At 48.5% G+C, this 13,943-nt stretch carries 13 protein-coding genes and 1 other annotated feature (1 of these 14 running past the window's edge); all 13 genes read left to right on the top strand.

Going from position 1 to position 13,943, the window contains the following annotated elements; translation table 11 throughout:
* Positions 1-44, top strand: a sequence feature (ribosomal protein L21 leader region); it begins 30 nt to the left of the window's first position.
* Positions 45-58: 14 nt separating this feature from the next.
* Positions 59-367 (top strand): 50S ribosomal protein L21, encoded by a 309-nt coding sequence (gene rplU / locus ACZ5LF_RS07035; protein WP_380570231.1) that lies wholly within the window; start codon positions 59-61, stop codon positions 365-367.
* Positions 367-687: a ribosomal-processing cysteine protease Prp gene (locus tag ACZ5LF_RS07030; protein WP_380570232.1), complete on the top strand. Its 321-nt coding sequence runs from the start codon at positions 367-369 to the stop codon at positions 685-687. Before rplU ends, ACZ5LF_RS07030 begins: the two co-directional genes overlap by 1 nt.
* A gap of 10 nt (positions 688-697) precedes the next feature.
* Positions 698-982, top strand: coding sequence for a 50S ribosomal protein L27 (rpmA, locus tag ACZ5LF_RS07025; protein ID WP_380570233.1), 285 nt, complete (start codon positions 698-700; stop codon positions 980-982).
* A 92-nt stretch (positions 983-1,074) separates the two neighbouring features.
* On the top strand, positions 1,075-2,355 hold the full coding sequence (gene obgE, locus ACZ5LF_RS07020) for a GTPase ObgE (RefSeq protein ID WP_380570234.1): 1,281 nt from the start codon (positions 1,075-1,077) through the stop codon (positions 2,353-2,355).
* Between the two features lie 10 nt (positions 2,356-2,365).
* Positions 2,366-2,953 (top strand): Holliday junction branch migration protein RuvA, encoded by a 588-nt coding sequence (ruvA, locus tag ACZ5LF_RS07015; protein WP_380570235.1) that lies wholly within the window; start codon positions 2,366-2,368, stop codon positions 2,951-2,953.
* Between the two features lie 12 nt (positions 2,954-2,965).
* On the top strand, positions 2,966-3,985 hold the full coding sequence (gene ruvB, locus ACZ5LF_RS07010; protein WP_380570236.1) for a Holliday junction branch migration DNA helicase RuvB: 1,020 nt from the start codon (positions 2,966-2,968) through the stop codon (positions 3,983-3,985).
* Positions 3,986-3,987: 2 nt separating this feature from the next.
* The gene (gene queA / locus ACZ5LF_RS07005) at positions 3,988-5,022 is read left to right on the top strand and encodes a tRNA preQ1(34) S-adenosylmethionine ribosyltransferase-isomerase QueA (RefSeq protein ID WP_380570237.1); all 1,035 of its coding nucleotides are present in this window, start codon (positions 3,988-3,990) and stop codon (positions 5,020-5,022) included.
* Positions 5,023-6,168, top strand: coding sequence for a tRNA guanosine(34) transglycosylase Tgt (tgt, locus tag ACZ5LF_RS07000; protein WP_380570238.1), 1,146 nt, complete (start codon positions 5,023-5,025; stop codon positions 6,166-6,168).
* A gap of 18 nt (positions 6,169-6,186) precedes the next feature.
* Positions 6,187-6,450 carry a preprotein translocase subunit YajC gene (yajC, locus tag ACZ5LF_RS06995; RefSeq protein WP_380570239.1) on the top strand — a complete coding sequence of 88 codons (264 nt, stop codon included), beginning with the start codon at positions 6,187-6,189 and terminating at the stop codon, positions 6,448-6,450.
* A 107-nt stretch (positions 6,451-6,557) separates the two neighbouring features.
* Positions 6,558-8,837 carry a protein translocase subunit SecDF gene (gene secDF / locus ACZ5LF_RS06990; protein WP_380570240.1) on the top strand — a complete coding sequence of 760 codons (2,280 nt, stop codon included), beginning with the start codon at positions 6,558-6,560 and terminating at the stop codon, positions 8,835-8,837.
* Between the two features lie 45 nt (positions 8,838-8,882).
* Positions 8,883-11,126 (top strand): single-stranded-DNA-specific exonuclease RecJ, encoded by a 2,244-nt coding sequence (gene recJ / locus ACZ5LF_RS06985; protein WP_380570241.1) that lies wholly within the window; start codon positions 8,883-8,885, stop codon positions 11,124-11,126.
* An 11-nt stretch (positions 11,127-11,137) separates the two neighbouring features.
* A complete protein-coding gene (locus ACZ5LF_RS06980) occupies positions 11,138-11,656 on the top strand; it encodes an adenine phosphoribosyltransferase (RefSeq protein WP_380570242.1) in 519 nt (172 codons plus the stop codon).
* Between the two features lie 106 nt (positions 11,657-11,762).
* On the top strand, positions 11,763-13,940 hold the full coding sequence (locus ACZ5LF_RS06975) for a RelA/SpoT family protein (RefSeq protein WP_380570244.1): 2,178 nt from the start codon (positions 11,763-11,765) through the stop codon (positions 13,938-13,940).
* The last annotated feature ends 3 nt before the right edge of the window (positions 13,941-13,943 follow it).

The following is a 13,943-nucleotide window of genomic DNA, read 5'->3' as shown; positions in this document are numbered from 1 at the left end:
AAGCGATTACCATCCACCTGCAGATGGCGTGTCTTATTTTATATTAGGAGGTGTAAGTATGTTTGCAATTATCGAAACAGGTGGTAAACAAATTAAAGTTGAAGCGGGTCAGACTATCTATGTCGAGAAGATCGACGCAGAAGCAGGTGACACATTCACTTTTGACAAAGTACTCTTTGTAGGTGGAGATTCAGTTAAAGTTGGTGCCCCTACTGTAGAAGGTGCAACTGTAGCTGCAAAAGTTGAAAAGCACGGCCGCGGTAAGAAAATCGACGTCGTGAAATTCAAACGCAGAAAGAACTACAAGCGTAAACAAGGTCACCGTCAGCCATATACAAAACTGACAGTTGATAAGATAGACTTCTAATGATTAATGTAGAATTCCATATAAATGATGATGGACAGGTCACTTCCTTCAATATGGAAGGCCATGCCATGTTCGGTGAGTATGGCAGCGACATCGTCTGCGCAGGTGCTTCGGCAGTTGTCTTCGGTTCCGTAAACGCCATACTCAATATGACGGATGCAAATCCCTCAATCGATATGGAGGAGGAAACCGGCTACTTCAATTTCGAAGTGACGGACCCAGATGATGAAAAACTCCAGACTCTATTGGAAAGCATGATCATATCACTTAAAACAATAGAAGAAGAATACGGTGAAAACATCAAATTATCATTCAAGTGAGGTGAAAGCAATGCTTAAACTCAATCTGCAATTCTTCGCATCCAAAAAAGGTGTAGGTTCAACGAGGAACGGACGTGACTCTGAATCCAAACGCCTTGGTGCCAAAAGACAAGATGGCCAGCATGTAACAGGCGGCTCCATACTTTTCCGCCAACGTGGAACTAAAATCCACCCAGGTGAGAACGTTGGACGCGGCGGAGATGATACTCTATTCGCTAAGATCGACGGCGTTGTAAAATACGAGCGTTTTGGTCGCGATAAAAAGCGCGTTTCTGTTTATACCGAAGCGAAATAATGAACGAGTGGACATCAGCAGAGCTGGTGTCCTTTTTCATTAAATGAGCGGTGTACGATATGATATAATATTTTAAGGATAGGGGTGAGACTATGTTTATAGATCAGGTTGGTATATTCATAAAAGCCGGCGATGGCGGAAATGGCCTCGTCGCGTATAGACGTGAGAAATATATTCCGATGGGCGGGCCTTCAGGCGGCGACGGCGGCGATGGTGCGGACATCATATTTGAGGTCGACGAAGGACTCAGGACATTGATGGACTTCCGGTATCAGCGCCACTTCAAGGCGAAGCGCGGCGGTAACGGAATGAGTGCGAATGCCCACGGAAAAAACAGTGAGCCTATGGTACTGAAGGTGCCACCAGGTACAGTAGTCAAGAAGAAAGAAGGCGGAGAAACATTAGCTGATTTGACCCAGCACGGCCAAAGGGCCGTCGTCGCCAAAGGCGGACGGGGTGGCCGCGGAAATTCCCGCTTCGCCACGTCAAGGAACCAGGCGCCGGACTTTGCCGAGAATGGGGAACCGGGCCAGGAATTTGATGTAGTGCTTGAGCTAAAGCTACTGGCGGACGTTGGTCTCGTAGGTTTCCCGAGTGTCGGAAAATCAACGATACTCAGTGCCGTCACAAAAGCGAAGCCTAAAATTGGGGATTACCCCTTCACAACCATCAAACCGAACTTGGGCGTCGTGGAGACGGGGGACGGCCGCTCATTTGTCATGGCGGATCTGCCCGGACTTATTGAAGGTGCCTCGGAAGGCACTGGGCTTGGCCATCAGTTCCTGAGGCACGTCGAGCGGACTAAAGTCATCGTTCATGTCATCGACATCAGTGAAGTTGAAGGACGGGACGCAGTAGAGGATTATGAAACAATCCGTAAAGAGATGGGTCTTTATAATGAAAGCCTGCTCAAACGGCCTGAAATCATCGTCCTCAATAAAACTGACCTCGTGGAAGACGAGGGCACTTTCGAGAAGTTTGCTGAAGCAGTGGGGAAAGACAAGGAAATATATCGCATCTCGGCTGCCACTCGTGAAAACTTGGATAATATGCTCTACCGCGTTGCGGATATGCTTGAGAAAGCTTCCACAGTCGAAGAAGTCATCGAAGAGACTGATCACCGTGTCGTCTACCGGCACGAAAAAGATCCTGATGCATTTGAGATTACACGTGATGATGATGGTGCCTATGTCGTATCAGGCGATTCCATCGAGCGCATTTTCAAAATGACCGATTTCAACCGCGATGCAGCCGTGAGAAGATTCGCAAGGCAGATGCGGACCATGGGCATCGACGATGCCCTGCGTGAGAAAGGCATCCAGACGGGCGATACAGTAAGGATTCTGCGCGGTGAATTCGAATTCGTAGAATGATGGTGATTTAATGTATCAGTATATAAAAGGCACGTTAAAAGAAGTTGCACCACAGAATATTACAGTAGAGACTGGTGGGATCGGCTACCTGATCATGGTGCCGAACCCATTCCGTTTTGAGAACAGAGACGAAGAGGAAGTGACGGTCCATACCGAACTGATTGTGCGGGATGACAGCCACACATTATACGGGTTTGTGACCATGGATGAAAAGGTCCTCTTCCAATCTTTGCTTCAAGTGACCGGCATCGGCCCGAAAAGTGCACTGGCGATACTTGCCGCTTCGAGTCCGGAAGAGATCATCGATGCGGTGGAAGCTGAAGATGAGAAGTACATGCAGAAATTTCCGGGTGTCGGAAAGAAGACGGCAAGCCAGATCATACTCGATCTAAAAGGCAAGCTCGGGCATGTCAGCGTGGCATTGCCTGCGCCTGACAAAGGCGGCAGCAACCACCATATCCAAGAAGCCATGCTTGCACTTGAAGCACTGGGGTACAGCAAGCGGGAACTCAGAAAGATTGAAAAGAACCTCAATCAGGAGCATTTCGAATCAGTCGATCAGGCCGTTAAGCGTGGTTTGAAGTACCTAGTTCAATAATGGGGTGTTACTATGGACGATCGTATTTTAGATGAAGATAGGCAGAATCAGGAAGAACAGGTGGAAATGTCACTGCGCCCTGAATTTTTAAGCCAGTATATCGGACAGAAGACTCTGAAGGATAACCTCAAAGTCTTCATCGAGGCGGCAAAGATCAGGGGAGAGGCCCTCGACCATGTAATACTGCATGGACCTCCGGGCCTTGGTAAGACGACGCTTTCAAATATAATCGCAAATGAGATGGGTGTAAACATCCGTACAACCTCAGGTCCTGCCGTGGAACGTGCAGGGGACTTGGCTGCCATCCTGTCGAGCCTTGAAACGGGGGATGTGCTGTTCATCGATGAAATTCATCGTCTGCCGCGCGCAGTGGAGGAGATACTCTACTCGGCAATGGAGGATTTCTTCCTTGATGTCGTTATCGGTAAAGGTGAAGAAGCGAGAAGCATCCGCATCGATTTGCCACCCTTCACTTTGGTGGGGGCCACGACCCGTTTCGGCAGTCTTTCGGCTCCGCTTCGGGACCGCTTCGGGGTACAGTTGCGACTCGAATATTATGATGTCGATAGCCTGATGACGATCGTGAACCGCACAGCGGAAATATTTGAAGTGTCAATCGACCCCGACAGCACAGTGGAACTGGCCAAGCGTTCAAGGGGCACACCGCGTATAGCCAATCGATTGCTACGCCGAGTACGGGACTTTTCCATAGTCAAGGAAGAGCCATCCATCACTTTGGAAACGACCGATCATGCTCTTAGAGTGCTTGAGGTGGACCCAAGCGGCCTCGACCCGGTCGACCATAAAATTATGAACACAATCATACATACTTATGGCGGCGGACCGGTGGGACTGGAGACGGTAGCGGTCTCCATCGGTGAGGAAGTGGTGACGCTCCTTGATGTCTATGAACCTTATCTGATCCAGCAAGGCTTCTTAGAACGCACTCAGCGTGGTCGCCGGGCCACGGCAAAAAGCTATGAATACTTCAAAGATGACACACAGCCAGATATATCGAGAAATGGGGAATAAGTTTGAAACTCGAAGAATTTGATTTCAACCTGCCACATGATCTGATCGCCCAAACCCCTTTGAAGGATCGGGCTTCAAGCAGACTATTGGCATTGGAGAAGAAATCAGGGACGGTCTCGGATAAGACGTTTGAAGATGTTATCGACTTCTTCAACCCGGGAGATGTACTCGTTTTAAATGATACAAAAGTACTGCCGGCAAGATTATACGGCGTCAAAGAAGAGACGGGCGCAAAAATAGAAATGCTTCTGCTGAAGCCGGTCGCAGGGGGTTATGAGGTGCTGGTGAAACCAGCTAAAAAGATCAGCCCAGGTACGGTGGTAAGCTTTGGTGACGGCCTGCTTAAAGCAGTGTGTACAGACTCATTCGATGAAGGCATCAAGCATGTCGAACTGAAATATGAGGGTGTGCTTGAAAATGTACTCGATGCCCTTGGAGAGATGCCTCTGCCTCCGTACATCAAGGAGACGCTTGAGGATAGAGATCGCTATCAGACTGTTTATGCGAAGCATTCAGGCTCAGCGGCTGCACCGACTGCAGGATTGCATTTCACCGATGCGCTGCTGGAGAGGATCAAGTCCAAAGGTGTACATATCGCCTACATCACACTGCATGTCGGTTTAGGTACATTCCGTCCCGTCAGTACAGAAGTGATTGAAGACCATAAGATGCATTCCGAGTTCTATATAATGGATAGTCCAACAGCGGAACTGTTGAACGCGGTCAAGTCAAAGGGCGGCAAGATCATCAGTGTAGGGACGACGAGCACGAGGACATTGGAGACGATCGTCAAGGACCACGGTAAGTTCACTGAAGCCAGTGGATTCACTGATATCTTCATCTATCCCGGCTTTGAATACCGGGCGATCGATGCCCTGATCACAAACTTCCACCTGCCTAAATCTTCGCTGATGATGCTGGTGAGTGCATTCAGTGATAAAGAGACGATCATGGCGGCATATCAGCATGCCATCGATGAATCATACCGGTTCTTCAGTTTTGGCGATGCAATGATTATATATGAGGATGAAACTTAGATGGCAATCAGATATGAACACATTAAGACATGTAAACAGACCGGAGCCCGTATAGGCAAACTCCATACACCACACGGCACTATAGATACCCCGATATTCATGCCGGTCGGCACTTTGGCGACAGTCAAATCAATGACCCCGGAAGAACTTGCGGATATCGGCAGTCAAATCATTTTGAGCAATACCTATCATCTGTGGCTGAGGCCGGGGAGCGATATCATCAAAGAGGCAGGCGGTCTCCATAAATTCATGAACTGGGATAAGCCGATCTTGACCGACTCAGGTGGATTCCAGGTATTCAGCCTGAGCGATAGACGCAAAATCGAAGAAGAAGGTGTCCACTTCAGGAGCCATCTGGATGGCTCGAAGCTGTTCCTGAGTCCGGAGAAGGCGATGGACATCCAGCATGACCTCGGATCGGACATCATGATGGCGTTTGATGAATGTCCACCTTTCCCAGCTGAGGAACGATATGTAAAAGATTCGATCGAGCGTACAAGCAGATGGGCTGAGAGGTGTCTCGATCATCACATCAAAGGTGGCCATGACCGCAACCAGGCGCTATTCGGCATTGTGCAGGGTGGAGAATATAAGCACTTGCGTGAACAAAGCGCAAAAGATCTGGTCAGCATGGATTTCCCTGGATATTCCATCGGCGGATTATCCGTCGGGGAACCAAAACCCATCATGTACCGTGTGCTTGAGGAGACCGTACCACTGCTGCCGGAGGACAAACCGAGGTATCTGATGGGCGTCGGCTCTCCGGATGCCCTGATAGAAGGTGTAATCAGAGGCATCGACATGTTCGACTGCGTGCTGCCGACCCGTATTGCGCGCAATGGCACAACCATGACTTCAAGGGGCAGGGTTGTCGTCAAGAACAAGAAGTTCGAACGAGATTTCACGCCGCTTGACCCCGGCTGCGATTGTTATACGTGCCGGAACTATTCAAAGGCGTACCTCAGGCATCTATTCAAAGCAAATGAAATTCTGGGATTAAGGCTTACGACTTACCATAATCTTTATTTTCTGCTAAAATTGATGGAAGATGTTCGAACTGCGATTTTAAATGATCAATTAATGGACTTTAAAGAAGCATTTTTCGAATCATATGGATTGAATGTTGAAAATCCAAAAAATTTCTAAAGAGGAGAAGATTTTTAAATGGAGTTTTTCATGGCCATTCTGCCGTTCCTGGTATTGATTCTGGTAATGTATTTCCTGATGATCCGTCCGGCACAGAAGAAACAAAAAGCAGTGCAAGATATGCAGGCGAATATGCAAAAAGGTGATGAAATCATCACTATCGGAGGCATTCACGGAACGGTTGAGTCATTCGATCAAAAACATATGTACATCCGCACCGATGATGTAAATGGTGCCATCCTTAAATTTGAACGCGTTGCACTTAAGGAGATTGTCAAGTAGTATGATAAGCTGGCTCGGTGAGCCAGCTTATTTTTATTTTTAATTTGAGCCCCCAAGCGTTATAATTGAAATGTTGATGATTCATAAAATAATCGAGGTGTGTCCTATTGAAAACTAAGAAAAACAGGATAATATCTGCAATTATCCTTGCAGTGATATTATTGACGGCAGTGGGGTTGACCGCTAAGGACCTGGGCAAGAATGTCAATCTTGGCCTGGATCTGCAGGGCGGTTTTGAAGTGCTCTATCAAGTCGAACCGCTGCATGAAGGAGACGAGATCGATGAAGCTGCAATGAGCAGCACCGCACAGACGCTCGATTCGCGCGTCAACGTACTTGGCGTCTCTGAGCCGAACATCCAGGTTGAAGACGGCAACAGGATCCGTGTACAGCTGGCGGGTGTGGAAGATCAGACGGAGGCCCGTGAACTGCTCAGTACACAGGCTGAACTGACGATCAGAAACGTGGATGATGAAGTCCTCCTTGACGGTTCGGACCTTGTACAGGGTGGCGCCAGTCAAAGCTTCGACGAGATGAACCAGCCGATGGTTTCGCTTCAGCTGAAGGATCCCGAAAAATTCAGGGACATCACTGAAGAGATCTCGAACCGTCCTCCGGGTGAGAATCTGATGGTAATCTGGATGGATTTTGAAGAGGGTGAAGACAGCTTTAAAGAAGAAGTCACAAAAGAAGATCCCAAATTCATCTCTGCACCGAGTGTAGAGCAGGCCTTGAACACATCCGACGTGATGATTTCGGGTGGATTCTCCGGCCAGGAAGGACTGGAGCGCGCCCAGAATATCGCAGCACTGCTCAATGCAGGCTCGTTGCCTGTTGACCTGAAAGAAATCTATTCGACTTCGGTAGGTGCCCAGTTCGGTGAACAGGCACTCGACGAGACCGTAACGGCGGGACTGATCGGTGCGCTGATCGTCTTCCTCTATATGATTGCGTTCTACAGGCTCCCTGGGATCATCGCCGCTGTTACACTGACGGTCTATATCTATCTCACGGTGCTTGGTTTCAATATAATCGGTGGGGTGCTCACCCTGCCGGGTATCGCCGCCCTGATCCTCGGGGTCGGGATGGCAGTCGATGCGAACATCATCATGTATGAACGTATGAAGGATGAACTGCGGATCGGACGCAATATCAAACAGGCGTATAAGAAGGCATCCCAGGCGTCCCTCTGGACAATCATAGATGCCAACATCACTACTTTGGTCGCCGGCATAGTGCTCTTCATATTCGGCACGAGCAGCGTCAAAGGGTTTGCGACCATGTTGCTTCTATCGATACTGATGAGTTTCATCACCGCCGTCTTCCTGACGCGCATACTGCTCTCACTGCTCGTCAAATCGAATTTCTTCAATAAGCGCCTGACATGGTTCGGGGTCAAGGAAGCGGATCGCTTCAGCTTGAACGAAGGCAAGGATATCGAACATCTGACGACACCTTGGGACAAGTTTGATTTTGTCGGCCATACGAAGAAGTTCTTTACGTTCAGTCTAGTGACGATACTCGCCGGCCTCCTCATCCTGTCCATCTTCAAATTGAACTTGGGCATAGACTTCACAAGCGGCACACGGGCGGATATCCAGACGTCGGAAGAGGCCACTGTAGAAGAGGTGGAGGCAGAGCTTGAAGATATCGGCCTGGCCCCTGACAGCATCACCACTTCTGGTGAAGATATGGTGGTTGTCCGCTATACCAAAAACTTGGATCAGGAAGAAGTCACCACAATGCAGAATACATTCGATGAATTATACGGGTATGAACCTGCGGTCAGTACGGTCAGCCCGATAGTCGGGCAAGAGTTGGCGAAGAATGCGATGATAGCATTGGCCATCGCTTCAATAGGCATCATCATCTATGCCTCGATCCGCTTCGAATGGCGCATGGCGCTGCCGAGTGTGCTGGCACTCATCCACGATGCATTCATCATGATCGCCATCTTCTCCATCTTCAGGATTGAAGTAGACATTACATTCATTGCAGCGGTCCTGACGATCGTTGGTTACTCGATCAACGATACCATCGTGACATTCGACAGGGTGAGGGAGAACTTGCGCAAATATAAGGTCATCCATAATGAAAAAGAGATTGATGCCATCATCAACCGTTCCCTGAAGCAGACATTGACGCGCTCGATCAACACTGTATTCACAGTCGTCATTGTCGTACTATTCCTGATCATCTTCGGCAGCAGTGCAATCTTCAACTTCTCACTCGCCTTGCTGATTGGTCTGATCAGCGGCATCTATTCCTCGCTGTTCATCGCCCTTCAGTTATGGGGTATATTGAAGAAACGTCAGTTCAGACAGACGGATGGCAGTTTGACGGTTTATGAAGAAAAGAAAAAGAACGACGAAAAAATATTGGTATAAGTGAACGCCCGGGAGTCCCCGGGCGTTTTATAAAGGGAGGATCACATGTATCAGTCGAAGTTTGAATGGAGAGTTCGCAAAAGGACAGAGGAGATACCGGAATCTTTAATCGGTGTTTTCAAATTGAATATGCTGGAACAGACCATCCTCGAAAACAGAGGATATACGACAGAGGAAGATTTGATGAAAATCTATAACCCCACGACCTATGATGCCTCTTTGTTGCATGACATGGATAAGGCGGTCGACCGGATCAATGTTGCTGTTGAGCATGGGGAACGTATACTCATCTATGGCGACTTCGATGCGGACGGCATCACCAGCACCGTCCTACTGCTTAAAGCATTGAGGCGGAAAGGGGCGGATGCCGGATATTTCATACCCAACCGCATAGAAGATGGTTACGGCCCGAACCGGGAAGTGTTCGAGGAGATCGTCATCGGCCAGTACGACCTTGTCATCACTGTAGACAATGGCATTTCAGGTAAAGATGAACTGGCATTCCTCAATGACCAGGGCATAGACACAATCGTCGTCGACCACCACACTTTCGGTGAATCGGTACCTGAGACGGTCATCATCCACCCGGATCACCCTGACGGTTCGTATCCCTTCAAAAGTCTGGCAGGCGTCGGCATCACCTACAAATTGGTACAGGCTCTGGGCGCCGCCGGGCAGGATGATCTTGCACTTGTTGCAATCGGTACTGTAGCTGATCTTGTGCCGATGATAGATGAGAACAAGAAGCTGGTGATGGAAGGTTTGGAAATATTGAATAACGAACCTACCACAGGCATCCATACCTTACTGCGTGCGGCCGGTCATGAAGGAGGGGTCGATGAGGAAACGATAGCGTTTACGGTTGCTCCCCGTCTGAATGCCACCGGTCGGCTTGGAGAAGCTGAAATCGCTGTTGAACTGCTGCTCGAGGATGAGAGGCATGCAGCATATGAAATGGCTATGACGATCGAGAACATGAATGCCGAACGCAAGCAGCTGGTCATCGACATTTTCGGTGAGGCTGTAGAGCAGATCAGGACAGAGAACCAGATCAATATCGCATATGCCGACGGCTGGCACCCCGGCGTACTTGGGATTGTCGCTTCAAGGATAGTGGAAGAGTTCGGCAAGCCCGCCATTGTACTGACCCGGGATGGGGACAGTTACCGTGGTTCCGGCCGCTCGATTGAAGGACTTGACCTGCATGACATAATCACCCATCAATCGACGCACCATACCCATTTCGGAGGACATGCCCAGGCGCTTGGCATCGAGGTGGCGTCAGAGGATATTATCGCTTTCAAAACACAGCTGGAAGATTACTTCGCAAGCCTCGGACTTGATCTGAAGCCGGTGAAATACATCGATTACCAGGTGGACGGAACCAACATGACCATGCAGGGATTCGAGCGTTTCGAGCGCCTCAAACCATTCGGCCAATCATTTCAATCACCTGTTTTCATGCTTCAGAATGATACGATAGGGCAAATACGACAGGTGGGTAAAGATAAGAGACATATTAAAATGACGATGCCCCGGGTCGGCATGGATGTCATCGGTTTCGGGTTTGGGCACCTCATCAATGAAGTGTCACAGAATGATGTCATCAGCTTGGTTGGGACGGTCAACATCAACGAGTTCAATCAAAAGCGCAGTCTGCAGCTGATGCTTCAGGATGCCAATGTAGATAACGTCCAACTCATCGATATGAGGAGCCGGTCCGATCAGAGGTTCGACATGATATCAAAGAATGATGTTTTCGTCATCGCCAGAGGCAGGGAGCGGCTCGGTGACAATTACTACGAATACGGGGAAGATCTGCCGTTCACTTCAGGGACTGTAGTACTGAGGGATATGCCTGGCGATCTTCTGGATCTTGCGTATTCACTGAATGGTATCCACGCATCTAAAATAATATCGATATTCAACAGCCGGGAAGAGCTCTTTTTTTCCGGGATCCCCTCACAAGCGGATATCAACGCCCTAAAACAGCTGGTGTCGGGCGCTGCCGATGGCACAATCAACCTCGCTAAACATGCGCCTGCACTTGCTCGGCGTCTTGGGGTAAAAATGAATTTCCTCAAAATGATGGTTGATATTATGGTGGATTTGGACATGGTTACGTTAAAAGATGGTATAATATATAAGCAAAAGGATGATTCAGAACGTAAAATTGAAGAATCTTTGCTTTTCAATGAACTGAGGAAGCGGCTTGAGGCAGAAAAAATGCTGAAGATGTCTTCCTCCTCTGAGCTGAAAAACTATCTCAGAACATTAATTTCGAAGTGAGTGGGGTAAAAATGGATTTAAAAAAATATGTTTCAGAAGTACAGGATTGGCCTAAAAAAGGCGTCAGTTTCAAAGACATCACGACTATAATGGACGATGGCAGGGCATATGGCTATGCAACAGACCAGATCGTCGAATATGCCAAGGAAAAACAAGTGGATATCATCGTCGGTCCGGAAGCACGGGGATTCATCATCGGGTGTCCTGTGGCATACAGCATGGGCATCGGATTTGCTCCTGTCAGGAAAGAAGGGAAGCTGCCGAGGGAAGTCATCAAGTACGAATATGACCTGGAATACGGTTTGAATATCCTGACTATGCACAGGGATGCGATTTCTCCCGGCCAGCGCGTACTCATCACGGATGACCTCCTCGCTACCGGGGGGACGATTGAAGCGACGATTCATCTGGTTGAGAAGCTCGGAGGCATCGTCGTCGGCATTGCCTTCCTTATAGAACTGGAGTATCTGGAAGGTAAGAAGCGCCTTGAGGGATATGACACCCTCTCTCTGATTACTTACGCACAATAGCACGCTATAAAGTCTGTGGAAACAGGCTTTTTTTCTACATTCATTTATTTGAAATGGATTTTATAGTATGATGATTCTAATCAGTGTAATGGGAGGGGGTGAGGACATGAACAAGGAATATCCCTATAGTGCGGATCAAGTGATACAAATGTGCAGCGCCTATATGAATGAGACCGATATGGGCATGATAGAAAAATCATACGAACTGGCACATGAAGCGCACGAAGGACAATACAGGAAAAGTGGAGAGCCTTACATACTACATCCGGTACAAGTTGCGGGAATCCTTGCGGAGTTGAAGCTTGACGGTCCCACCATCATCGCGGGGTTCCTTCATGATGTGGTGGAGGATACCCCCTATACTTTTGAAGATCTTGTGGGTATGTTCAATGAAGAGGTTGCAGTGATAGTGGACGGTGTAACGAAACTTGAAAAGGTCAAGTACAAGTCCAAGAAGGAAGAGCAGGCGGAGAACCATAGGAAGCTCTTTATCGCCATCGCCAAAGATATCCGCGTCATCCTAGTGAAGCTTGCGGACCGGCTGCATAACATGCGGACGCTAAAAGCAATGCCTGAAGCCAAGCAGATACGAATTTCACAGGAAACGCTGGAAATCTATGCGCCACTTGCACACAGGCTAGGTATTTCAAGCATCAAATGGGAGCTTGAGGATATCGCGCTCAGATATATAGAACCTCAGCAGTATTTCAAGATTGTGAGTTTGATGAAGAAACGGCGGAGCGAACGTGAAGGGGTCATCAATAAAGCAATGGAACGCATCGATGAAGAGATGGCCACCACCAAAATAAAAGGACAGCTATCAGGGCGGCCTAAACATATATACAGCATCTACAGAAAAATGAAGAAGGACCATAAGCAGTTCGACCAGATATTCGATCTGCTTGCCATCCGGGTGCTGGTGGATAACATTAAGGACTGTTATGCGGTGCTCGGTGTCATCCACACGATATGGAAACCTATGCCCGGCCGCTTCAAGGATTATATCGCCATGCCCAAGCCGAACATGTACCAGTCGCTCCACACCACAGTCGTCGGTCCGAACGGGGACCCTCTGGAAATCCAGATCCGGACATATGAGATGCATGATATAGCGGAACATGGTGTGGCAGCCCATTGGGCTTACAAGGAAGGGAAAGAGCTCAAGGAAGAACCTTCACGCGACAAGCGCCTCCACTGGTTCCAGGATCTTATAGACCAGGAGACATCCTCACCGGATGCGGAAGAATTCATGGAGGCGTTGAAGACGGACCTGCTAAGCGATAAAGTGTATGTCTTCACACCGAATGGGGACGTGGTCGAGCTGCCGAAAGGGGCAATCCCAATCGACTTTGCCTATCAGGTCCATACGGAAGTGGGCAACAAGATGATCGGGGCGAAAGTGAACGGTAAGATTGTCCCGATCGACTATGAGTTATCGACGGGTGAAATCGTCGAAATAAGGACCAGCAAGCAATCCTACGGTCCGAGCCTGGACTGGCTGAAGCTCGTCAAATCATCAAGCTCCAAAAATAAGATACGCGCCTTCTTCAAAAAGCAGGATAGGGCGAGCAATATAGAAAAAGGACGTTTTGCGGTCGAGCATGAGATAAAGAACCGCGAATACAAACCTGATAATATCTTGAAGCCGCAACATATGGAGCCTGTCCTTGAACGCTATAACTTAAATAGTGAGGATGATCTGTTTGCGATGGTCGGCTTTGGTGGCATAACAGCCCAGCAGGTGACAAACAGATTGATGGAGAAATTCAAAGTCACTGAAGAGAAATCGAATGTGGTGGAAGAGATAGACAGGACCCATCACTATAAGGAGATTTCAACGGAGTCCGGCGTCTATGTACAAGGCATGGATAATATGCTCATCAACCTCTCCAAATGCTGTAACCCTATACCGGGCGATGAGATAATCGGTTTCATCACGAAAGGTCATGGTGTGAAGGTCCACGTAACAAGCTGTCCGAACATCAGAAATGAGACCGAACGGCTCATAGATGTGGAGTGGGTGAAGAATAAGGATAAGGACCGTAAATATCAGGCCGATCTGGAAATAACAGGGTATGACAGGCAGGGGCTCGTCAACGAAGTGCTCAATATGATTGCCGGTACGAAATTCCCGATCACCCGGGTGAACGGACGGGCTGATATCGATAATCATGCCAAAATAAGTTTGTCGGTGATGGTCCATAATGTCACAGACTTGTATCGGATCGTCGACAAGATTAAACAGCTGCCTGACATCTACAGTGTAGAACGGGTATTTAAATGAGGT

The sequence above is a fragment of the Salinicoccus siamensis genome (assembly GCF_055391965.1).
This window is presented reverse-complemented; position numbering and strand designations above follow the sequence as displayed.